Here is a 23,678-nt window from a genome sequence, read left to right on the forward strand (position 1 = left end):
GACTTGTTCGACAACGGCCAATTTAAAGGATAGAGGGTAATCGCGTTGCGTGCGTTTAACGTACTGGTTCATCACATTTTCCTCATAGTACGAGTTAAATGTGTCAACGCTATTTAGGACGGGTCACATTAATAAAAAAGGGCGCAATTGCGCCCTTTTATGAGGTTCACGACTTACCAGACGTAAGTCATAAGATTTTGTGAATCTGGCACCATGAAATCGACCGACATCATCACGCTTAAAGAGGTGATAGCAACGATTGAAAAGACGAACAATTTGCGCGCCCAGACTTTATCGTCTTCCACTTTATAACCACGTAATGCCATGCCCAACCACCAGACGCTGACTGCAGCGGCCACAACCAGATATTTCCATCCGGCATAACCACCCAGCGACAGCATCAACGTTGCGACAGCAAAAGCGATGATATAAACCGTGATGTGGTTTTTCGCGACCGAAATCCCTTTAACCACCGGCAACACCGGAATGTTGGCGGCCTGGTAATCTTTAAAGCGGAAGATAGCAATCGCGTACGAGTGCGGCATCTGCCACAGGCTAAAGATAGCCAGCAGGATTAAAGCACCGGCATCAAATTCATTGGTTACAGCGCAGTAACCAATAACCGGCGGTGCAGCACCTGACAGGCTGCCAATTAACGTGCCGTAGACGGAGTGGCGCTTCATGTACAGGCTGTAAACGCCGACATAAACCACAAAGCCCATCACACCTAACCACATGGCCAGCGGGTTAGCACCAAACCACAGCAGCATGAAGCCAGCAATACCCAACAAGGTGGCGTATACCAGCGAGGTTTTCGGCGCAATCAGGCCTTTGACCAGAACCCTGTTCTTGGTTCTCTCCATCTTGCGGTCGATGTCGCGGTCAATGAAGTTGTTATAGACACAACCCGACGCCACGACCAACGACACCCCAACAAGGGTGGATATAAACAGGGAATAATCAATACTGCCCTTTGAGGCCAGTAAAAATCCGCCAATGACAGAAATTAAATTGCCGAAAATAATTCCTGGTTTAGTTACTTGTAGGTACCGCTTCATCATATAGGCTGCTCTTAGTGAACCATCATGTTCTGGTTGAGGTTCCACATAATCCAGATAGAGCCGACCACCAGAATGGCTATTATCAGCGCTGTAAAGGCAAAGGCCACCAGGTTCCAACGCTCCTCAGAAGAGGTGTTCATGTGCAGGAAGCACACCAGGTGAACCAAAATCTGTACCACAGCACTTACCAGCACTACGCCAAGAATTACGGCGTGGGACGCTGTACCTGTCATCACCATCCAGAACGGGATTGCCGTCAGGATGATAGACAGGATAAAACCAGTCATATAGGTTTTAACGCTACCGTGGTGGGCGCCAGCGTGTTCATTTGAATGGCTCATTACATCGCCCCCATCAGATAAACAACCGAGAATACACAGATCCAAACCACATCCAGGAAGTGCCAGAACAAGCTCAGGCACATCAGGCGAGTGCGGTTAGCAGGGGTCAAGCCGCGACGGTAAACGTGGAACATCATCAACGCCATCCAGACCAGACCCGAAGTTACGTGCAGACCGTGCGTACCAACCAGGGCAAAGAAGCCTGACAGGAAGCCGCTACGATCCGGACCGAAACCTTCTTTGATCAGGTGATGGAATTCATAGATTTCCATCGCGACGAAGCCCGCACCAAACAGGAAGGTCAGCGCAAGCCAGGAGATAACCTGGCTCTTGTTGCCTTTGTTCATGGAGATGATCGCCATGCCGTAGGTGATGGAGCTGAACAACAGCAGGGCAGTTTCAACCAGCACAAATGGCAGTTCGAAAATGTCTTTCCCTGCCGGGCCGCCGGCAGTACCGTTCACCAGAACGGCATAGGTAGCAAACAAGCAACAGAACAGAATGCAGTCGCTCATCAGGTAGATCCAGAAACCAAAGACCTTATTGGTTCCTGCATCGTGATGCCCATGCTCAGCGGCGTGGGCGTTAGCGTGAGTGAGAGTTTCAGTTGACATTTTTCAGCCCTGCTTTGGTAATTTCATCGAAGTGCTGGTTTTCCAGTTTTTCGACTTCCGCAACCGGAACGTAGTAATCCACATCTTCGTCGAAGCTTTTCGCAATCCAGGTGATGATGATGCCGGCAAAGCCAACAATCGCCAGCCACCAGATGTGCCAGATCATCGCGAAACCAAACACGGTAGCGAACGCGGCAATCACGATGCCCGCTGCGCTGTTACGTGGCATATGAATTTCTTCATAATGCGTTGGCTGTTTGTACGCTTTGCCTTTCTCTTTCATTTCCCAGAATGCATCACGCTCATGAACGTGCGGCAAGTGAGCAAAGTTGTAGAACGGAGGAGGGGAAGAAGTTGACCACTCCAGCGTACGGCCACCCCATGGGTCACCGGTCAGGTCGCGATTCTGCTCACGGTCACGAATAGAGACGTAGAACTGAATCAGCTGAGACAGGATACCCAGAGCAATCAGGCCCGCACCACAAGCTGCAACAACCAGCAGAGTGTGGAACTGTGGATCAATCTGCTGGCTCAGGCGACGGGTCATACCCATGAAGCCAAGCACGTACAGCGGCATAAATGCCACGAAGAAGCCGATGATCCAGAACCAGAAGGCACGTTTACCCCAGGTTTCGTTCAGCGTGAAGCCGAAGGCTTTTGGCCACCAGTAAGTCAGGCCTGCGAAGCAACCGAATACCACACCACCGATAATCACGTTATGGAAGTGAGCAATCAGGAACAGACTGTTGTGCAGTACGAAGTCCGCACCCGGAACCGCTAACAGAACACCGGTCATGCCACCGATAGAGAAGGTGACGATGAAGCCAATGGTCCACAGCATCGCGGAGTTGAACACGATACGGCCTTGATACATGGTGAACAGCCAGTTGAAGATCTTCACCCCAGTCGGGATGGCGATAATCATGGTGGCGATACCAAAGAAGGCGTTTACGTTCGCGCCGCTGCCCATGGTGAAGAAGTGGTGCAGCCAAACGATGAACGACAGTACCGTAATCGCGATGGTCGCCCACACCAGAGAGGTGTAACCGAACAGGCGTTTTTTCGAGAATGTCGCAACCACTTCTGAGAACACACCAAACACCGGCAGCACCAGGATATAAACTTCCGGGTGACCCCATGCCCAGATGAGGTTGATATACATCATCATGTTGCCACCCATATCATTGGTAAAGAAATGGGTGCCAAGGTAGCGGTCAAGGGTTAACAGTGCGACGGTCACGGTGAAGATTGGGAATGCCGCGATAATCAGTACGTTGGTACACAGCGAAGCCCAGGTAAATACCGGCATTTTGAACATAGTCATGCCAGGTGTACGCATGTTCAGGATAGTAACGAAGAAGTTAATACCCGTTAATGTCGTACCGATACCCGAGAGCTGTAGTGCCCATATCCAGTAGTCGACACCGACCCCCGGACTGTACTCTATGCCCGATAGCGGTGGATAAGCCACCCAACCGGTTTGCGCGAATTCACCTACCCCAAGAGACAGGTTAACCAGCACCACACCTACAACGGTGAACCAGAAGCTCAGGTTGTTCAGGAATGGGAAGGCAACGTCACGCGCACCAATCTGCAACGGCACGACAACGTTCATCAGACCGATAACAAATGGCATCGCCACGAAGAAGATCATGATTACGCCGTGGGCGGTAAAGATCTGGTCGTAGTGATGAGGCGGCAGGAAGCCTGCTTCTCCGGCGGAGGCCAGAACTTGCTGGCTACGCATCATGATGGCGTCTGCAAAGCCACGCAGAAGCATGACGATTGCGACAATCACGTACATTATGCCGAGGCGTTTGTGGTCTACCGAAGTGAACCACTCTTTCCATAAATATTCCCACTTACCGAAGTAAGTGATAGCTGCAACTAGCGCCAGTCCCCCGACGATAATTGCTGCCACCGTAACCATGACAATGGGCTCATGGTATGGGATTGCATCCAGTGTAAGTTTTCCGAACATCGTATTATTCCTCGGCCCCTTAGTGAGAGGTTTCCGCGTGACTCATGTCCATGCCTTCCATTCCTTCATGCGCTGCGTGCTCGCCTTCCGGTTGGGTCATGTCCATGCTCTTCCCGTGTCCCATGAATTTGTTAATAACGTCTTTAAACAAATCTGGCTTAACAGCGGAGAAGTATTCGACTTTGTTGTATTCGCTTGGCTGTGCCAGTTTCTCGTAAGTCGCCATATCGTTCATGACTTCCGGAGACTGCTTGGCTTTAGCTACCCATTGGTTAAAGGTGTCCATGTCTGGGGTGGCGATTGCCTTAAACTTCATCCCAGAGAAGCCTTTACCGCTGTAGTTAGACGAAATACCGTCGTAGGTGCCTGCTTCATCAGCAATCAGGTGCAATTTGGTCTGCATACCTGCCATTGCGTAGATTTGGCTGCCCAGGCGCGGAATAAAGAAGGAGTTCATCACTGAGTTAGAAGTGATTTTGAATTCCACCGGGGTGTTGGCTGGGAAGGCGATTTCATTCACCGTAGCAATACCTTGCTCTGGATAGATGAAGAACCATTTCCAGTCCATGGCGATAACTTCGATGGTTACCGGCTTTGCATCGTGAACAAGCGGTTTGCTTGGCTCAAGAGCGTGCGTGGTTTTCCATGTTAGAACCGCGAGGAAGATGACGATAAGGATAGGAATCGTCCAGACCACAGCTTCAACTTTGTTCGAATGCGACCAGTTGGGGCTGTATTTGGCGTTTGTGTTTGAAGCACGATACTTCCAGGCAAAACCGATAGCCATTGCGATAGCGGGTATTACTACTATCAACATCAGCCCGATTGCTGTCAGTATCAATGAACGTTGTTCCAGTCCAATTTGTCCTTTGGGGTCCAGAAGTGCAGAATCACAGCCACTCAGTAAAAAAGTGCCTGTAATTAATGCCATCCATCCCAAACTTTTATTGTATTTCCTGAGTCTCATTTAACGACCTCAATTCCGGGGAGCTCTAATTGTCGTTTAAAGTGTGAAGGCATTTTACGGGAAGGTTACATTACTGTAAACATGAATGGCGTAGTGTCAGTGTGGTGTTACCGGGTTCTGCCGACAATGTCACATAGAATGCAACAAACTGTAAAATATCGAGATAGCCCGCAACCTTGCTGGGTTATAACGAAAACCTATGTTGCTATAAATAGTGCAGGTTAATTGGTATAACCAATCATTTTGTTAAACATAAATTTAACAAAATGGCATCAATTAACAAACGAAATGAGCTGCAAATTAATTTACCGGCTGGCTGAATCGGTTAAAGGTGCGAAGAAAATAATTTTCCTGCTAATAATGCAAAAAAACAGGCTTGCTTTCGCCAAATAATTCATCACATCAATATTTGCATGTTAATCGAACGATATAGTTACTGAGCGAAATTTATTATTTTTATTAATCTGGCGGATTTTACACTAAAGCTGATTTGCGCAACGCCAGATAATCCAGCAATCCACCAAGCAAAACTCCACTCACTGCAAACAACGCCCCCCATTCGAGGAACTGAATGTTGAATGCCCAGTCAGTCAGGCCAGTCGCGTTGGTAATCAGTACTACCAACCATACGGCGAGCAGGGCACAACCTAACATTAATGCCTGAAGAGCAATACGATAAGCTGATGAAAATTCGCTTCGCGGAATGAAACTATCGTTATTCTGGGTGTATTCCAGCGTTGTTTTGCAAACCAGCAGCAACAGAATGCCTGGAACAGCGGCAATAACAGAGAATAAATAAAAAGTAGGCCAGCCTTGCGCTTCAACAAACCAACCGGCAATCGGGCCAACATAAACGCGTCCTACTGCGGATAATGCTGAAAGCAGCGCAAACTGAGTGGCAGAAAACGATTTATTACACAGAGTCATTAACAGCGCGACAAATGCCGCTGTACCCATGCCACCGCAGAGATTTTCGAAGAAGACGGCGCCTGCCATGCTGAACATATTCTTATCGGTAATCGAAAGAAGCCAGTAACCAGCATTAGAGACACCCTGCAAAATGCCAAAGATCAGCAATGCGCGGAACAGTGACAGGCGCTGCATTAAAATGCCGCCGTAGAGTGCGCCAACGATTGTGGCAATTAATCCCAGTGTTTTATTCACCATACCGACTTCACCGGCATCAAAACCTACACCGCGGATCAAAAATGTGGTCGTCAAACTCATGGCGAATGCATCCCCAAGTTTGTACAACACAATCAGCAGCAGAATGAGCCATGCATTGTTGCGGCCAAAGAAATCACGCAGTGGAGCGACCACTGCTTGTTCAAGGCTTTTTGGGACCGGAATTGCATCGGTGGGCTCTGGGGCAAGCAATGTAGCGATAATACAAGGCAGCATCAATGAGGCCATCAACCAGTACATGCCTTGCCAGCCAAGGTATCTATCCGCAAGCCAGAGCGCTAAACCACCCGATACCAGCATCGCCAGGCGATAACCCAACACACTGATTGCTGCACCCGTGCCGCGTTCCTCAGCCGGAAGAACATCCGTTTTCCACGCATCGAAGACGATATCTTGAGAGGCCGAGCAGAAAGCAATGACAACAGCCAATGCTGCCATCCAACGTAACTGCGAGCCGGGTTCAAGGAAACCCATAGCTGCAATAGCAACCAGCAACAGAATTTGGGTGATCAGCAACCAACCACGACGCCGTCCAAGCAGCGGCGGCGTGTATCTGTCCATAATCGGCGACCACAGAAACTTAAATACATAGGCTTGCCCAACAAGCGAGAAGAAACCAATGGTTTTAAGATCGATGTTCTCGACCGTCATCCATGCTTGTAGCGTGCCGGAGGTGAGGGCGAGTGGAAGACCGGATGCAAAACCTAAAATCAAAAGGATGGCTGATTTAGGTTGCTGGAAGAGACGTAGATAGTGATTGGGCATACTTTGCTCTACAGCCAGCCCGCATGACGCGGGCTGGTGGGGTATTGATTAACGAGCGTTCTGCTTAATAAAGTCGTGAACGCTGGTGTCCTGAGCCATATCAGCAATGGTATCAGTCAATACGGAGTTCACCGCGTTGGCGATATTCTTGTTGGTAGCCTGGAACGCCCCTTCTACGTTATAGCTAGAACGGTAGTTTTTGGTCATCTTGTTGCCATTTTTCGCTGTCGCAATGATCACGATGTCAGCTTTAGTGGCGATGTTGTAGCGCACGCTGCCCTGAGACACGTCAGCAAACAACTGGTTTACGATAATTTGCAGATCAACCGGGCTGTTTGGTCCGACCATGTAACCACGAGCAGTCATCTGTTTTTCCAGCACTTCTTGTAGCAAGAAGCGCAGGTCACGAGATGGAGTCAATGTAACCAGTTGGTTATCACGAGTGACTTTAGCCAGAGCCTGGTCTTTACGTTGATCTGCACCGTTGATGCTGACAGTCACACCCATCAAGCTAGGGTCTTGCTGTGGCAAGCTAATGGTTGGAGAAACATCAATGGTAGTTGGTGGTGTTGCACAGCTGGCCAGCATAAATACGGCGACCAACGGGAATAATAGTTTTTTTAACATGTTCGCTATCTCAATGTACTCAAGGGGCAGGCAGATAAAAAATCACGCCATCATAACACTGCGTTTGCCCAGGGGAAGTAGTTAACGCACGTAATTTCATCGCGTTGCGCTTTTTCTGAGCGGTTGCAAAGCTATCTGACCACTTTGCCCTCGATTAGTGCCGTAATCACATTAATCTACAGGGGCTTGGCTAAGAAAATCAGACGAAAGCTAAATAATTGTTGTAATTCCGTTATTAAAACGGCTAAAAGCGGCTAACATTTAAAGGGATGAGTGGCATCTCTACGTAGTCGAGGAGAAAGTTCATGATGATGCGCGAGCAAATAGAATCAAAATTAAGGGCAGCGTTTGAACCCGTGATCCTGGAAGTTGCGGATGAAAGCTATCGTCACAATGTCCCGGCAGGTTCAGAGAGTCATTTCAAAGTGGTTCTGGTCAGCGATCGTTTTGTGGGTGAGCGTTTTTTAAATCGTCATCGTATGATTTATGGCACTTTGAGTGCAGAACTCTCGTCAACGGTGCATGCGCTGGCACTGCATACCTACACCATTAAGGAATGGGAGGGGTTGCATGACACTCTTCTTGCCTCCCCACCTTGCCGTGGAGCAGGGTCAATCGCCTGAAGTTAACCTTCAGACTTGCAACTGAGGGAACTTTTCCTTTATGTTGCGGTATATGAATCGTGTTTTATAAAACGGCCTGCGGGCCGTTTTGTTTTGTCTGAAATAGCCCTCGTTATTCCAGGGTTTGGGCAAAAAATCCAAAAGAACTGTGAAAAGGGCCGCAGCAACACTGTGTTGCCGTTCTCGACTCACCTTGGTGATGCCGCTATAATGCTGCGTCTTATTTTTCGGAATGTCTTCGGGACGATTCTGACGACAGGGAATGTGATTCTGATACAGAAGGCATCCCGGTTCTGCGAAGTGCAAATGAGCGCTTCCAGAGTTGACCGAGCACTGTGATTTTTTGAGGTAACAAGATGCAAGTTTCAGTTGAAACCACTCAGGGCCTTGGCCGCCGTCTCACGATTACTATCGCTGCAGACAGCATCGAAACCGCTGTAAAAAGCGAGCTGGTCAACGTGGCAAAGAAAGCCCGTATCGACGGTTTCCGTAAAGGAAAAGTGCCGATGACTGTTATCGCACAACGCTATGGCGCTTCTGTTCGCCAGGACGTGTTGGGCGAATTGATGAGCCGCAACTTTGTTGAAGCGATCATCAAAGAAAAAATCAATCCAGCTGGCGCACCGAACTACGTTCCAGGCGAATACAAACTGGGCGAAGACTTCACCTACGCGGTTGAGTTTGAAGTGTACCCAGAAGTTGAGCTGCAGGGTCTGGAAGCAATCGAAGTTGAAAAACCGGTTGTTGAAGTGACTGACGAAGACGTTGATGCAATGCTGGACACCCTGCGTAAGCAACAGGCGACCTGGAAAGATTCAGACGCTGCTGCAACTGCAGAAGACCGCGTAACTATCGATTTCACCGGTTCTGTAGACGGCGAAGTATTCGAAGGCGGCAAAGCGTCTGACTTCGTGCTGGCAATGGGCCAGGGTCGTATGATCCCAGGTTTTGAAGACGGTCTGGTTGGTCACAAAGCTGGCGAAGAATTCACTATCGAAGTGACCTTCCCAGAAGATTACCACGCTGAAAACCTGAAAGGTAAAGCGGCTAAGTTCGACATCGTTCTGAAGAAAGTAGAAGAGCGTGAACTGCCAGAATTTACTGAAGACTTCATCAAGCGTTTCGGCGTTGAAGATGGTTCTGTAGCTGGTCTGCGCACCGAAGTTCGTAAAAACATGGATCGTGAGCTGAAAGGCGCTGTGCGTAACCGCATCAAGTCTCAAGCGATCGACGGCCTGGTTAATGCGAACAACATCGATGTTCCAGCTGCACTGATCGACAGCGAAATCGACGTTCTGCGTCGCCAGGCTGCTCAGCGTTTTGGTGGCAACGAAAAACAAGCGCTGGAACTGCCACGTGAACTGTTCGAAGAACAAGCTAAACGTCGCGTAGTTGTTGGCCTGCTGCTGGGCGAAGTCATTCGTACCCACGAGCTGAAAGCTGATGAAGAACGCGTTAAAGGTCTGATCGAAGAAATGGCTTCTGCCTACGAAGATCCGACTGAAGTTGTAGAATTCTACGGCAAAAACAAAGAACTGATGGACAACATGCGTAATGTTGCTCTGGAAGAACAAGCTGTTGAAGCTGTTCTGTCTAAAGCGAAAGTGACTGAGAAAGCCACTAACTTTAGCGAACTGATGAACCAGCAAGCGTAAGCATAATTTTTGGCATCATCGCCAAAATATTGCTGCATCAAGCCCGTCACCTACTGGTGGCGGGCTTTTTTTATCAGTGACTCCCTGAAAACCCATCAATAAAACGCAGTTTCAGGGTTAGCGTAACAAGAAAAGGTTGTTATGCTTGAAACAGGGCAAGCTTATCCCCATAAATAAGGGCATGGCTCGAAAATGGATCCCTGACTGATAATCCGTCCGAATATGGTAATAGGTGTAAGCAGGAGCGTAGTCTTCTTCTGGCACCTCAAGTAGAATCAGTGCTGCAGGTATCGAAGGCTTAATTATTCCAGGAGACGGAAATGTCATACAGTGGCGAAAGAGATCAATTTGCACCCCATATGGCCCTGGTGCCGATGGTTGTTGAACAGACATCGCGTGGCGAGCGTTCATACGATATCTATTCCCGTCTGCTTAAGGAACGTGTCATCTTTATGACGGGCCAGGTCGAAGACCATATGGCTAACCTGATCGTAGCGCAGATGCTGTTCCTGGAAGCAGAAAACCCAGAAAAAGACATCTATCTCTACATCAACTCACCAGGTGGTGTGATTACCGCTGGTATGTCTATCTACGATACGATGCAATTTATTAAACCAGATGTCAGTACCATCTGTATGGGACAAGCCTGTTCTATGGGGGCATTCCTGCTGACCGCTGGGGCGAAGGGTAAGCGCTTCTGCTTACCGAACTCACGAGTGATGATTCACCAGCCGCTGGGCGGTTATCAGGGCCAGGCTACGGATATCGAAATCCATGCCCGCGAAATCCTGAAAGTGAAAGCTCGTATGAACGAACTTATGGCGCAACACACGGGCAAATCTCTTGAAGAAATAGAGAGAGACACCGAGCGTGACCGTTTCCTCGCAGCAAATGAAGCGGTAGAGTATGGCTTAGTTGACTCAATCCTGACTCACCGTAGCTAATGCCCGAAAATAGTGAGCCGTGTACTATTATTGTTCTAGCACCAGCTCATAGCGCGCTTACGATTGGCTGCGCCGTAGAATGGCACTTGCGCCGTCCTGTTCGGTGCACAGAAACAAATAAGAGGTTTTACCGATGACAGATAAGCGCAAAGACGGTTCAGGCAAACTGCTGTACTGCTCTTTTTGCGGCAAAAGCCAGCATGAAGTGCGTAAACTGATTGCCGGGCCGTCAGTGTATATCTGCGATGAGTGTGTCGACTTATGTAACGACATTATTCGCGAAGAGATTAAAGAAGTCGCTCCGCACCGGGAACGTAGTGCGCTGCCGACTCCGCATGAAATCCGTCACCATCTCGATGATTACGTCATCGGTCAGGAACAGGCTAAAAAAGTCCTGGCGGTTGCGGTTTACAACCACTACAAACGTCTGCGTAACGGCGACAGCACCAACGGTATCGAACTGGGCAAAAGTAACATTCTGCTCATCGGGCCAACGGGTAGCGGGAAAACGCTGCTGGCTGAAACCCTGGCACGTTTGCTGGATGTTCCATTCACAATGGCTGATGCCACAACGTTAACCGAAGCAGGTTACGTGGGTGAAGATGTCGAAAACATCATCCAGAAACTGCTGCAGAAATGTGATTACGATGTGCAGAAAGCACAGCGCGGTATCGTGTATATCGATGAGATCGACAAAATCTCCCGCAAATCTGATAACCCGTCCATCACTCGTGATGTGTCTGGTGAAGGTGTGCAGCAGGCGTTGCTGAAACTTATCGAAGGTACTGTCGCGGCGGTTCCGCCTCAGGGTGGCCGTAAGCATCCACAGCAAGAGTTCTTGCAGGTTGATACCTCCAAGATTCTGTTTATCTGTGGCGGTGCATTCGCAGGGCTGGACAAAGTTATTGCTAACCGCGTTGAAACCGGTTCAGGCATTGGCTTTGGCGCGACCGTAAAAGGTAAATCTCAGAAGGCGACCGAAGGGCAGTTGTTAGGCCAGGTTGAGCCGGAGGATTTGATCAAATTTGGTCTGATCCCTGAGTTTATCGGCCGTCTGCCAGTCGTTGCTACGTTGACTGAGCTGAGCGAAGAAGCACTGATTCAGATCCTGAAAGAGCCGAAAAACGCACTGACCAAGCAGTACCAGGCGTTGTTCAATCTGGAAGGTGTTGATCTGGAATTCCGTGACGAAGCGCTGGATGCAATTGCTAAGAAAGCAATGGCACGTAAAACCGGTGCTCGTGGTCTGCGCTCCATCGTAGAAGGCGCATTGCTGGATACCATGTACGATCTTCCTTCTATGGAAGACGTCGAGAAAGTGGTGATTGACGAATCCGTCATCGACGGTCAAAGCAAGCCATTATTAATTTATGGCAAGCCGGAAGAGCTACAAGCATCCGGTGAATAATTCGCCAAAATAACCAGTCAGTTAGTCTAAAAAGGGGGATTTATATCCCCCTTTTGCTTTTCCTTCATTCCTGGCATTGAATGCTCGGGAAACATCCCCATATACTGAATTACTTGTTGGTGATGCCATGATTCCTGTCATCCTTCAAGTGCAGGTGCGTTGTTTACGCCTTCCTGCAAATTGAAAGATTTAAGGTATAAACAGAGGACATCGCCCCATCACCAGGCGGACCTTAACTAAGAGAGAGCTCTATGAATCCTGAGCGTTCTGAACGCATTGAAATCCCCGTATTGCCATTGCGCGATGTGGTGGTTTATCCGCACATGGTAATTCCACTGTTTGTCGGGCGAGAAAAATCCATTCGTTGCCTGGAAGCGGCCATGGATCATGATAAAAAAATCATGCTGGTGGCGCAGAAAGAAGCCTCGACAGATGAGCCAGGTGTCAATGACCTGTTCTCAGTGGGAACCGTCGCATCCATTTTGCAAATGCTGAAACTGCCAGACGGCACGGTAAAAGTGCTGGTTGAGGGTTTACAGCGTGCGCGTATCACCACGCTTTCTGACAACGGTGACCATTTCTCAGCGCAGGCTGAGTACCTGAATTCGCCAGCTATCGAAGAGCGCGAACAGGAAGTGCTGGTGCGCACCGCAATTGGTCAGTTTGAAGGCTATATCAAACTGAACAAAAAAATCCCGCCAGAAGTGCTGACATCGCTGAACAGCATTGACGATCCTGCTCGTCTGGCTGACACCATTGCTGCACATATGCCGTTGAAACTGACTGATAAACAGTCAGTTCTTGAGATGTCCGATATTAACGAACGTCTTGAATATCTGATGGCCATGATGGAGTCAGAAATCGATCTGCTGCAGGTTGAGAAACGTATTCGCAACCGCGTTAAAAAGCAGATGGAAAAGAGCCAGCGTGAGTACTATCTGAACGAGCAAATGAAAGCCATTCAGAAAGAACTCGGCGAAATGGACGACACGCCAGATGAAAACGAAGCGCTAAAACGCAAAATCGATGCGGCTAAAATGCCGAAAGAAGCGCGTGAAAAAACCGAAGCGGAACTGCAAAAACTGAAAATGATGTCGCCAATGTCTGCGGAAGCAACAGTGGTTCGTGGCTACATCGATTGGATGGTGCAGGTGCCGTGGAATGCGCGCAGCAAAGTGAAAAAAGATCTGCGTCAGGCGCAGGAAGTTCTCGATACCGATCATTACGGCCTTGAGCGCGTGAAAGATCGTATCCTGGAATACCTCGCAGTCCAGAGTCGCGTTAACAAGCTCAAAGGGCCAATCCTGTGCCTGGTTGGGCCTCCTGGTGTAGGTAAAACCTCTCTGGGTCAGTCCATCGCACGTGCGACCGGACGTAAATACGTGCGCATGGCTTTGGGCGGCGTGCGTGATGAAGCGGAAATTCGCGGACACCGTCGTACTTATATCGGTTCTATGCCAGGCAAACTGATTCAGAAAATGGCGAAAGTGGGCGTTAAAAACCCATTATTCCTGTTGGATGAAATCGACAAAATGTCTTCAGACATGCGTGGCGATCCTGCATCTGCTCTTCTGGAAGTCCTTGATCCAGAACAGAACGTGGCGTTCAACGACCACTATCTGGAAGTGGATTACGACCTGAGCGACGTGATGTTTGTTGCTACGTCTAACTCCATGAACATTCCGGCACCGCTGCTGGACCGTATGGAAGTGATTCGTCTTTCCGGTTACACCGAAGATGAGAAGCTGAACATTGCCAAACAGCATCTGTTGACCAAGCAGATTGAACGCAATGCGCTGAAGAAAGGTGAGATCACGGTTGAGGATAGTGCTATAAGCGGCATTATTCGTTACTACACTCGTGAAGCGGGCGTGCGTAGTCTGGAGCGTGAAATCTCCAAACTGTGCCGTAAAGCGGTTAAACAGCTGCTGCTGGATAAATCGCTCAAGCACATCACCATTAATGGCGATAATTTGAAAGATTTCCTCGGTGTGCAGCGCTTTGACTATGGCCGTGCAGACAGCGAAAACCGTGTGGGCCAGGTAACTGGTCTTGCGTGGACCGAAGTGGGTGGCGATCTGCTGACTATCGAAACCGCATGTGTGCCGGGCAAAGGCAAGCTGACTTACACCGGTTCGCTGGGTGAAGTTATGCAAGAGTCTATCCAGGCTGCACTGACCGTGGTGCGTGCGCGTGCAGAGAAATTAGGCATCAATGCTGATTTCTATGAAAAACGTGATATCCACGTTCACGTGCCAGAAGGTGCGACGCCGAAAGATGGCCCAAGTGCGGGTATTGCGATGTGTACTGCGCTGGTATCTTGCCTGACAGGGAACCCTGTTCGTGCAGATGTGGCTATGACCGGTGAAATAACGTTGCGTGGTCAGGTTCTGCCAATCGGTGGTTTGAAAGAAAAACTGCTGGCGGCACACCGTGGCGGTATCAAAACGGTTCTGATTCCGGATGAAAATAAACGCGATCTGGAAGAGATTCCTGACAACGTTCTCGCCGACCTGGATATTCATCCGGTGAAGCGCATTGAGGAAGTTCTGACCCTTGCATTACAGAACGAACCTTACGGAATGCAGGTTGTGACCGCAAAATAGTGACCTGACGCATATTCGGTTAATAAAATCAGAGCTGGCTGGTGAATTGTCACTTGCCAGCTTTTTTTTGTATCGCTACTTTAGATCGCTGGCGATGCATGCCATTAACAACGGGTGTTGTAAGGGCATGACAGGCCTGATATAACTGCTGCGCGGTCGCACTTTGAAGGATACTGGTGCGATATAAATTATAAAGAGAGGAAGAGAAGAGTGAATAAATCTCAACTGATAGACAAAATTGCCGCCGATGCTGATATTTCTAAAGCTGCGGCTGGACGTGCATTAGATGCTGTGATTGCTGCTGTTACCGACTCTCTGAAATCTGGGGAAGAAGTTGCATTGGTTGGCTTTGGCACCTTTGCTGTTAAAGACCGTGCTGCCCGTACAGGCCGTAACCCTCAGACAGGCAAAGAAATCACTATTGCTGCTGCAAAAGTACCAGGTTTCCGTGCTGGTAAAGCGTTGAAAGAAGCAGTTAACTGATTTATCGCTAGCTAATATCCGTTAGCATTCGAGTTGCAGGTAGGCGGCCAGAGAGCTTATCCCGATGAGCTTACTTCAGTAAGTGATTTGGGTAAGTGAGTACAGCCAACGCCCCAGCAGCTTGAAGAATGATGGGTATACAGGGCAAGGCTAGTAAAGTTAGGTCAGGGCGCATCGTTAGATGTGCCTTTTTTTATGCCTGATGGCTAATTTTGCGCATGTTTGATGATTTGAACCCGTTTTCTTGTCACAATACCCGCTTGCACGCAGCGGCACAGCAGTACGCATATTCAGGGATGCCCATTTAGCGACTGCGCTGGGTTTACCATTCACACTACAGTGGAGTGTTGTTACACCATGATGGACAATTTACGTACGGCGGCAAACAGCCTCGTAATCAAGATAATTTTCGGGATCATTATCGTGTCATTCATTTTGACTGGCGTGAGTGGCTACCTGATTGGCGGTAGTGCCAACTACGCCGCAAAAGTGAATGGCCAGGAAATCAGCCGTGGTCAGTTTGAAAATGCTGTTGCCAGTGAGCGTAATCGCCAGCAGCAACAGCTTGGCGAACAGTTCTCTGTGCTAGCCGGCAATGAAGGCTACATGAAGCAGATGCGGCAACAGGTGCTGTCGCGCATGATTGATGAAGCGTTAATGGACCAATACGCCAAACATCTTGGTCTTGGCATAAGCGACGAACAAATCAAACAAGCCATTTTTAAAGAACCCGCATTCCAGAACAACGGCAAATTCGATAACGCGCGTTATACCGCGATTATCGGCAACATGGGTATGACTGCGGATCAATACGCTCAGGCACTGCGTAATCAACTTACCACTCAGCAACTGATTAATGCCGTTGTAGGTACTGATTTCATGCTGGCGGGTGAAACTGACGAACTGGCAGCCCTGGTGTCGCAGCAACGTGTGGTTCGTGAAGCCACAATTGATGTAAACGCACTGGCTGCGAAGCAGGAAGTTTCCGAGCAGGAAATCAACTCCAGCTATGAGCAGAACAAAAACAACTACATTGCCCCTGAGCAGTTCAAAGTAAGCTACATCATGCTTGATGCGGCTTCTCAGAATGTTGAAATAGCCGATACAGATATTCAGGCTTATTACGACCAGCATCAGGACGAGTTCACTCAGCCTCAACGTAACCGTTACAGCGTGATTCAGACTAAAACTGAAGCCGAAGCTAAAGCGATTCTTGATGAACTGAGCAAAGGCGGTGATTTTGCTGCTCTGGCAAAAGAAAAATCAGCTGACATTATTTCCGCCCGTAACGGTGGTGACATGGGTTGGCTTGAACCAGGCACTACACCTGATGAGCTGAAAAATGCCGGTCTGAAAGACAAAGGCCAGCTTTCTGGTGTGATCAAATCTTCTGTTGGCTTCCTGGTTGTTCGTCTTGATGACATTCAGCCTGCGCAAACTAAACCATTGGCAGAAGTAAAAGACGCCATTGCTACGAAAGTGAAGCAAGAGAAAGCAGTTGATGCTTACTACGCGTTGCAGCAGAAAGTTAGCGATGCGGCGAGCAATGACAACGAATCTCTGGCAAGTGCTGAGAAAGTCGCTGGTGTTAAAGCTGTCGAGACCGGTTGGTTTGGCCACGACAACTTACCTGCTGAGCTGAACTTCAAACCTGTTTCAGATGCTATTTTCAATGGTGGTCTGGTCGGTGCGAACGGCGCTCCGGGTATGAACTCCGACATCATTACAGTAGATGGTGATCGTGCGTTTGTGATTCGTATCGCTGAGCACAAAGCTGAAGCTATCAAACCGTTAGCTGAAGTTCGCGAGCAAGTTATCGCACAGGTTAAACATCAGAAAGCTGAGCAACAAGCTAAGCTGGATGCTGACAAGCTGCTGAATGCGTTGAAGTTGGGTAAAGGTGATGAAGCTATGAAAGCCGCAGGCTTGAGCTTCGGTGAAGCGAAAACGCTGACCCGTACTGGTCAGGACCCAATCAGCCAGGCTGCCTTTAATCTGCCATTACCAGCAAAAGATAAGCCAGCCTACGGCGTGGCAAATGACATGCGGGGTAATGTGGTTCTGTTAGCTCTGGATGAAGTTAAACCTGGTGACATGCCGGCAGAACAGAAAAAAGCGATGGTTCAGGGTATCACCCAGAACAACGCCCAGATCACTTTCGAAGCGCTGATGACCAACTTGCGCAAAGAAGCAAAAATTAAGATGGGTGACAGCATCGAACAGCAGTAATTAACCTCGAGGTTTCTCGCAGTTAACTGCAATGCTCTGCAACATTCAAAGGCCGCTTTCGCGGCCTTTTCCACATTTGAAGATTGCCATTTGTAGCTGTTTTTTTTCCTCGGTAAGTTGGCTTCGCTGTCAACACACAAGGAGGAACAGCATGAAAACAGGAATCAAAAGTGGAATACAAGCAGTGTGCATTGCCGTGGCATTTATTGGTACAAGCATCTGCACTCAGGCTTTGGCTGCCCCAGTCGCTGTCAAAAATGATACGGCTCAAGCTCAACAGCGCAGCGATAAAACCCCTGCAACCCCCGTTGTAACCGCTAAATCGAGTGATGCTGATGATGGCGTGGTAAGTATTAACACGGCGAGCGCAGAAGCTCTGGCACAAGCAATGAATGGTGTCGGCCTGAAAAAAGCGCAGTCGATAGTCAGTTACCGGGAAGAGTACGGCCCATTCAAGGCACTTGAACAGCTGCAAGAGGTACCAGGGATTGGCAGTGCATTGGTAGAACGTAATCTGTCTCACATTAAGCTTTAACGCTTAGTGCTCCTTGCTCGCGCAGCCGGGAAAGTTTGCTATGCTAAATCACAGGTCATACCAGTTTGGTGTGGCCTGTTACTTCACCTGAATATTAAAACTACAGTGAAAGGGTTTTAGCGCTATGCAAACACAAATCAAAGTTCGGGGTTACCATCTTGATTTCTATCAGCATGTTAACAATGCCCGCTACCTTGAGTTTCTCGAAGAGGCCCGATGGGAAGGGCTGGAAAATGCGGCAGGATTCCAATGGATGACGGAGCACAACATCGCGTTCATCGTGGTGAATATCAACATCAATTATCGTCGTCCGGCGGTGCTTGGTGATTTGCTACGCATTGAAAGTTCGTTACAACAACTTAATGGTAAAAGCGGTGTTTTGAGCCAGGTGGTTAAACTTGAACCGGAAGGTGAGATTGTCGCAGATGCGTTACTGACTTTCGTTTGTATCGATTTGAAAACTCAGAAGTCGGTTCCATTGGAAGGGGAACTGCGCGAGAAGTTAGTTCAAATGATGGAGTAATCAAGTCGATAAAGGGGCGTGGCAATTAGCGGACCACGCCCACTAATATTTATTTCAGGCCAGTTTTCTTTTTCATTGCTGCCATTACCCCGGGGTTATCCGCCAGGAAATGGTTAAGCCCGTTAGAGCGCAGGTTGCAGGCGGCACATTCTCCACAGCCATCGCCTCTAATACCGTTATAGCAGGTCAGCGTTTCGCTACGCACCAGATCCAGTTGCTGCCAGTAATCCGCCAACGCCCATGTTTCTGCTTTATCGAGCCACATCAGTGGTGTTTCGAAGCGAATATCGCGAGCCATACCAAGACTTACGGCATGATTCAGAGCTTTTACGAATTCATCACGACAATCCGGGTAACCGGAGAAATCCGTTTCACAAACACCGGTGATAACCGCTTCGGCCTCAACCTGATAAGCGTAAATCGCCGTCAGCGTCAGGAACAGAATATTGCGTCCTGGAACAAAAGTGCTTGGGATACCTTTTTCTTCGGGATCGTATCCGGGTACCGGAATGCTATCGCGCGTCAGGCTGCTGACAGCCAGTTCATTCAATAACGTTACATCCAGCACTTTATGCGCACGCGCACCCAGTTTCAGCGCCAGTTCACGAGCAACGTCAATCTCAGCACGGTGGCGCTGGCCATAATCAAATGTCACACAGTGGACTTCATCATACTGCTGTAATGCCTGAATCAGGCAGGTTGTGGAATCCTGGCCACCACTAAAGACGACAACTGCACGTTTCATGAGTAATCCTGTTAAACAGCTAAAAACCTATGGTAACTCGTGGGCAGATAGCTGCCCAGCTTCTTCACGCCATCGTCGGTGGCGGTATCCACGCCTGGGTAAAATCGAACCAGCCCCAGGCGTTGAGCTCAATGCCGTTGACACCCGGCGGCGCGCTGATTTGGTAGCGGTAATTAAACAGCGGTGAGACTATCGCATCGCGCATTAGTGCGCTGAATACCTCCTGCAAACCGGTGCTGCGCGCGTGTTCATCCGGGTGGATTTGTACGCGGTCGAGCGTTGCCTGCAAATGGGTGTATTGGCTTTCAGTAAGCACCGCAGGCCACAGCACATCGCTGCGTAACCACTGCTCCAGCGTGTAGACAGGTGCTTCGCCAATCAGACGGTCGCCCATCATTAAATCGGCCTCAGCCAACGCCTCACATCCTGCCCAGTTTTTCGCATCATGAAATATCAGTGTGAGCTCGCAACCCAAATCAGCCAGATGTGTTTTAAGCTGCTGCGCCATGACGTGCAACTCAACGGGCAAATGATAAATCAACGTTAATTGCGGCGGCAGCGTTATCGATTTGGACAATGGCCATTCGGGGAGTTTCCAGCCAGGGATCATCTCGCTGCTTGGGGTGATCAGCGACTCATCGACCGGAAGGCTTTCAATCAACTGCTGCTGCTGAATGATTTGCATCAGGAAGCGTGCCTGCTCTGGTGTTAAATTGCCGTTTTGTTTTACCGCCAGATAGCAAAACCCAAGACTAATGCTATTGCTGACAGGGCGTAAATGAACCAACTCGTCTTGCTGACCAATGGCGATTTGCACCGGATGGCGGCAACTGGTGCCCAGTTCGGTGTCGAACAATTGCGGGGTAATCCAGAACTCTACGGCTTTGAGTAGCGGGTGGCTGAGGTGGTAATACTCAAAACTCTCGATACGCACCAGGTTCTCTTTAAAGCTGTTGATGCGAAATGGCCCACAGCCGATTTGGGTATCTTCAGGATGCGCCAGGCGGCTGCAATAACTCGCCAGACGATGCGCCAGCCAGTAATCGGGAGTATGCAATACAAAGCGGATGCATTGCGTATGGGCAAGCTCAATGCTCTTCACGCTGATGAACAAACGTCGCATCGCAGGGAGCGTCAATAACATCATCAGCCGTTGCTGTAACTGCGTGGTTTCCACCGGTTCGCCATTATGCCAGTGCAGTGTCGAGCGAATGAAAAAGTACCAACTGAGGCCATCTTCGGAGACTTGCCAGTGGTGAGCAAGATCGGGCTGCGGTGCCGCGCTGTTCGAGGTGAATCGTGTTAGCCCGGCAAAGACCTGGCCCGCAAGGTGCTGTTCGGCACGACCTGGCAGGAACCCCGGTTGCAACGGTTCTAACGGGCGATAGTAGGGAATACGTAAAGTCGGCGTATCGTTTTGCCATTGCCCTCCAAGGAATGGTTGCAGCAATTGGCGCAACTGTTCAGGGGCGATTTGCGCCAGTTCCAGCGCATTCTGATGCTGCCCTTTGTGGAGTACTTGCTCCATCATTCCAGAACGCACGCTTTCTGGCGTCACCAGAAAACTCAAAGTGCCGCGTTTGCCTCGTCCAGACTGCGCATGCCATGTCAGCCAACCCGCATCTTCAAGTTGATTAAGCAATGTTCGTGCATGGCGCTCACTGCAAAAGCAGCGTGCAGCGAGTTCGGCTACCGTCACTTGCTGCGGTTCTCCCGCCGAAGGCTGCCATAAGCGTTGAAATTGGTTTAATCGGTTTAACAGTCGCATTGGTGTAAACCCGGAACAATTTTCAGAAAGTATTCACTATTAGTTCCGTATATGCCAGGCGATACTGCCTTCAGTGTTTTAGTCGTCACAAATCGGAGTAAACATGGCTCGTCTGGCTGCATTTGATATGGATGGTACGCTGTTAATGCCCAATCATCTTTTGGGTGAAGAAACCGTGCGTACCCTTAACCGTCTGCGGGATGAACGCCAGATAACCCTCGCGTTTGCCACGGGCCGCCATGTGCTGGAAATGCGCCATGTGTTGAGCAAACTATCCCTTGAAGCATTTTTGATTACTGGCAACGGCACGCGTATTCACTCAACGCAGGGCGATCTTCTGCATCGCCAGGATCTATCTCCTGAGGCGGCGGAAATGGTTATCCACGGGCAGTGGGATACTCAGGCGAGTCTGCATGTGTTTAATGACACCGGTTGGCTAACTCAATATGAAGTCGGCGAAATGCTGAATGCTCACGTTTATAGCGGTTTTAGCCCGAAAATTGTCGACATCAAACGCATCCCGTCCGATGAAGTCACCAAAATTTGTTTCTGCGCCCCTCACGACGATCTTGTTCGTTTGAAAGTTCAGTTGGATGAGGCTTTGGGCGGGCGAGCATTTTTATGTTTCTCGGCAGTAGATTGCCTGGAAGTGTTACCGATTGGCTGTAACAAAGGTTCTGCTCTGAATGTGTTGAGCGAGCACCTTGGTTTAACGATGAAAGATTGCATGGCGTTTGGCGACGCGATGAACGACCGCGAAATGCTCTCAAGCGTGGGTCATGGTTTGATCATGGGCAACGCGATGGCGCAACTGAAAGAAGATTTACCGCATTTACCTGTTATTGGTCACTGTAATAAACAGGCTGTTTCTCATTATTTGACGCATTGGCTGGATACACCAAACCTCACTTATTCCCCCGAATGATAAGGCATTAAGCCAGCCGGGCGTTTGCCCGGCTTTTTTTTCATTATCTTTCCAGCAGCTTTTCGATTTCCGCTCGGGCTGGCAGCACATCACCAATATTCGCTTTCACCCACTCTGCATTGTAATAGGTTTCCAGATAGCGCTCACCACTGTCGCAAAGCAGCGTCACAATTGAACCCGTGCGGCCTTCTGTGCGCATACGAGCTGCCAACTGCAGAACGCCCCACATATTGGTGCCAGTTGACGCGCCAACTTTGCGGCCGAGAATCGTTTCCAGCCACTGCATAGTTGCAATGCTTGCGGTATCTGGCACGCGCATCATTTCGTCAATGACATCCGGGATAAACGACGGTTCGCAGCGTGGACGACCAATCCCTTCAATTTTGCTGCCAATGGCACTGCGCAAACTGCAATCACGATTCTGCCAGTAATCCATAAATACCGAGTTTTGCGGATCGACTACGGTCAGTTTTGTTGGGTGGCCCTGGTAGCGCAAGTAACGCCCGATGGTCGCCGATGTACCGCCAGTGCCCGCGCTCATTACAATATAATCTGGCACTGGGTGAGGCTCATGTTCCATTTGGCGGAAAATACTGTCGGCAATATTGTTGTTACCGCGCCAGTCTGTCGCACGTTCGGCGTACGTGAACTGGTCCATATAATGCCCATTCAACTCGCGCTCCAGCATTTCGGAGGCCGCGTAAATTTCGCATGCGCTCTCTACGAAATGGCAGCGGCCACCGTAAAATTCAATTTGCTCTACTTTACGTTTGGCGGTGCAGGCGGGCATGACGGCAATAAACGGTAAACCTAACAAACGGGCAAAATAGGCTTCAGAAACCGCAGTTGAACCGGAAGACGCTTCAATGATCGTCGTACCTTCTTTAATCCAACCGTTACACAAACCATATAGAAACAGCGAGCGAGCAAGACGATGCTTCAGGCTGCCCGTCGGGTGCGTACTTTCATCTTTCAGGTAGAGCTGAATACCGGGAAAACCAGGGAGCGCCAGACGAATCAAATGTGTGTCGGCAGAGCGTTGGTAGTCGGCGTTAATTTCGCTAATCGCGTGGTTTACCCAGGTACTGGTCATGGTGATGTCCGTTTGTCTATTTGTGCTTAGAGTAATGCAAATGGAAGATAAAAAAGTTGCCTTTTAGCCTTCACTGGCGGTTCAATGGAGAAAATTTTTCTCCTGGATGCTGCCATGTTAGATAAAATTGACCGTAAGCTGCTATCCTTGCTGCAAAACGACTGCACCCTCTCTTTGCAGGCTCTCGCGGATGCCGTTAATCTGACCACCACACCCTGCTGGAAGCGCCTGAAACGTCTTGAAGACGACGGTGTTATCCGGGCAAAAGTAGCTTTACTAGACCCGGAAAAACTCGGCCTTGGGCTGACGGCTTTTGTGCTTATCAAAACTCAACAACACAGTAGTGAGTGGTACTGCAAATTTGTTTCGGTCGTTGCGGAAATGCCCGAAGTGTTGGGGTTTTGGCGTATGGCTGGCGAGTATGACTACCTGATGCGTGTGCAGGTAGAAGATATGAAACGGTATGACGATTTTTACAAACGGCTGGTGAACGGCATTCCAGGTTTAACCGATGTGACTTCGAGTTTCGCCATGGAACAGATAAAATACACCACGGCTTTGCCTTTAGAGCGCTAAGTCCCGCGCTCCCGGCCTTCAATT

The 23,678-nt window shown here is 49.3% G+C and carries 21 protein-coding genes; 11 read left to right on the top strand and 10 right to left on the bottom strand.

Annotation, left to right across the window (positions count from 1 at the left end):
• Positions 1 to 173 precede the first annotated feature (173 nt).
• The 7 genes from cyoE to GC128_RS13475 form a co-directional block, all read right to left on the bottom strand.
• On the bottom strand, positions 174 to 1,061 hold the full coding sequence (gene cyoE / locus GC128_RS13445; protein WP_064516621.1) for a heme o synthase: 888 nt from the start codon (positions 1,059 to 1,061) through the stop codon (positions 174 to 176).
• 11 nt (positions 1,062 to 1,072) lie between these two features.
• Positions 1,073 to 1,402, bottom strand: coding sequence for a cytochrome o ubiquinol oxidase subunit IV (locus GC128_RS13450; protein WP_034457975.1), 330 nt, complete (start codon positions 1,400 to 1,402; stop codon positions 1,073 to 1,075).
• Positions 1,402 to 2,016, bottom strand: coding sequence for a cytochrome o ubiquinol oxidase subunit III (locus tag GC128_RS13455; protein WP_151994737.1), 615 nt, complete (start codon positions 2,014 to 2,016; stop codon positions 1,402 to 1,404). Before GC128_RS13455 ends, GC128_RS13450 begins: the two co-directional genes overlap by 1 nt.
• Positions 2,006 to 3,997 (bottom strand): cytochrome o ubiquinol oxidase subunit I, encoded by a 1,992-nt coding sequence (cyoB, locus tag GC128_RS13460; protein ID WP_151994738.1) that lies wholly within the window; start codon positions 3,995 to 3,997, stop codon positions 2,006 to 2,008. Before cyoB ends, GC128_RS13455 begins: the two co-directional genes overlap by 11 nt.
• Positions 3,998 to 4,016: 19 nt before the next feature.
• Positions 4,017 to 4,964, bottom strand: a complete 948-nt coding sequence (gene cyoA, locus GC128_RS13465; RefSeq protein ID WP_064516627.1) for a cytochrome o ubiquinol oxidase subunit II — start codon at positions 4,962 to 4,964, stop codon at positions 4,017 to 4,019.
• A 474-nt stretch (positions 4,965 to 5,438) separates the two neighbouring features.
• On the bottom strand, positions 5,439 to 6,914 hold the full coding sequence (gene ampG, locus GC128_RS13470; protein WP_151994739.1) for a muropeptide MFS transporter AmpG: 1,476 nt from the start codon (positions 6,912 to 6,914) through the stop codon (positions 5,439 to 5,441).
• Between the two features lie 48 nt (positions 6,915 to 6,962).
• A complete protein-coding gene (locus GC128_RS13475; RefSeq protein ID WP_034457986.1) occupies positions 6,963 to 7,541 on the bottom strand; it encodes a lipoprotein in 579 nt (192 codons plus the stop codon).
• Between the two features lie 305 nt (positions 7,542 to 7,846).
• Here GC128_RS13475 and bolA point away from each other — a divergent pair, with 305 nt between their 5' ends.
• From bolA to GC128_RS13520, 9 genes are all read left to right on the top strand, one after another.
• Positions 7,847 to 8,164, top strand: a complete 318-nt coding sequence (bolA, locus tag GC128_RS13480; RefSeq protein ID WP_064516631.1) for a transcriptional regulator BolA — start codon at positions 7,847 to 7,849, stop codon at positions 8,162 to 8,164.
• Positions 8,165 to 8,520: 356 nt separating this feature from the next.
• A complete protein-coding gene (gene tig, locus GC128_RS13485) occupies positions 8,521 to 9,819 on the top strand; it encodes a trigger factor (RefSeq protein WP_151994740.1) in 1,299 nt (432 codons plus the stop codon).
• 320 nt (positions 9,820 to 10,139) lie between these two features.
• Positions 10,140 to 10,763, top strand: coding sequence for an ATP-dependent Clp endopeptidase proteolytic subunit ClpP (clpP, locus tag GC128_RS13490; protein WP_064516635.1), 624 nt, complete (start codon positions 10,140 to 10,142; stop codon positions 10,761 to 10,763).
• A 133-nt stretch (positions 10,764 to 10,896) separates the two neighbouring features.
• Positions 10,897 to 12,171 (top strand): ATP-dependent protease ATP-binding subunit ClpX, encoded by a 1,275-nt coding sequence (gene clpX, locus GC128_RS13495; RefSeq protein WP_120066138.1) that lies wholly within the window; start codon positions 10,897 to 10,899, stop codon positions 12,169 to 12,171.
• A gap of 251 nt (positions 12,172 to 12,422) precedes the next feature.
• A complete protein-coding gene (gene lon / locus GC128_RS13500; RefSeq protein ID WP_151994741.1) occupies positions 12,423 to 14,777 on the top strand; it encodes an endopeptidase La in 2,355 nt (784 codons plus the stop codon).
• A 210-nt stretch (positions 14,778 to 14,987) separates the two neighbouring features.
• Entirely contained in the window at positions 14,988 to 15,260 is a 273-nt protein-coding gene (gene hupB / locus GC128_RS13505; protein ID WP_151994742.1) for a nucleoid-associated protein HU-beta, read from the top strand.
• A 357-nt stretch (positions 15,261 to 15,617) separates the two neighbouring features.
• Complete coding sequence (gene ppiD / locus GC128_RS13510) at positions 15,618 to 17,489, top strand: peptidylprolyl isomerase (RefSeq protein WP_151994743.1); 1,872 nt, start codon at positions 15,618 to 15,620, stop codon at positions 17,487 to 17,489.
• A gap of 163 nt (positions 17,490 to 17,652) precedes the next feature.
• Positions 17,653 to 18,024: a helix-hairpin-helix domain-containing protein gene (locus GC128_RS13515; RefSeq protein WP_151994886.1), complete on the top strand. Its 372-nt coding sequence runs from the start codon at positions 17,653 to 17,655 to the stop codon at positions 18,022 to 18,024.
• Between the two features lie 124 nt (positions 18,025 to 18,148).
• On the top strand, positions 18,149 to 18,547 hold the full coding sequence (locus GC128_RS13520; RefSeq protein WP_151994744.1) for a YbgC/FadM family acyl-CoA thioesterase: 399 nt from the start codon (positions 18,149 to 18,151) through the stop codon (positions 18,545 to 18,547).
• Between the two features lie 49 nt (positions 18,548 to 18,596).
• Here the strand turns inward: GC128_RS13520 and queC are convergent, their stop codons facing one another.
• Positions 18,597 to 19,292: a 7-cyano-7-deazaguanine synthase QueC gene (gene queC, locus GC128_RS13525; protein WP_151994745.1), complete on the bottom strand. Its 696-nt coding sequence runs from the start codon at positions 19,290 to 19,292 to the stop codon at positions 18,597 to 18,599.
• A gap of 64 nt (positions 19,293 to 19,356) precedes the next feature.
• Positions 19,357 to 21,060 (bottom strand): SgrR family transcriptional regulator, encoded by a 1,704-nt coding sequence (locus tag GC128_RS13530; protein ID WP_151994746.1) that lies wholly within the window; start codon positions 21,058 to 21,060, stop codon positions 19,357 to 19,359.
• A 103-nt stretch (positions 21,061 to 21,163) separates the two neighbouring features.
• Here GC128_RS13530 and cof point away from each other — a divergent pair, with 103 nt between their 5' ends.
• Complete coding sequence (gene cof / locus GC128_RS13535) at positions 21,164 to 21,985, top strand: HMP-PP phosphatase (protein WP_151994747.1); 822 nt, start codon at positions 21,164 to 21,166, stop codon at positions 21,983 to 21,985.
• A gap of 43 nt (positions 21,986 to 22,028) precedes the next feature.
• On the opposite strand, the gene GC128_RS13540 is transcribed toward cof, so the two are convergent.
• Positions 22,029 to 23,078: a PLP-dependent cysteine synthase family protein gene (locus GC128_RS13540; protein WP_151994748.1), complete on the bottom strand. Its 1,050-nt coding sequence runs from the start codon at positions 23,076 to 23,078 to the stop codon at positions 22,029 to 22,031.
• A gap of 114 nt (positions 23,079 to 23,192) precedes the next feature.
• Here GC128_RS13540 and GC128_RS13545 point away from each other — a divergent pair, with 114 nt between their 5' ends.
• Positions 23,193 to 23,654 (top strand): Lrp/AsnC family transcriptional regulator, encoded by a 462-nt coding sequence (locus GC128_RS13545; protein WP_064516763.1) that lies wholly within the window; start codon positions 23,193 to 23,195, stop codon positions 23,652 to 23,654.
• Positions 23,655 to 23,678 lie beyond the last annotated feature (24 nt).

The sequence above is a fragment of the Buttiauxella massiliensis genome (assembly GCF_902500225.1).
GTDB lineage: Bacteria > Pseudomonadota > Gammaproteobacteria > Enterobacterales > Enterobacteriaceae > Buttiauxella > Buttiauxella massiliensis.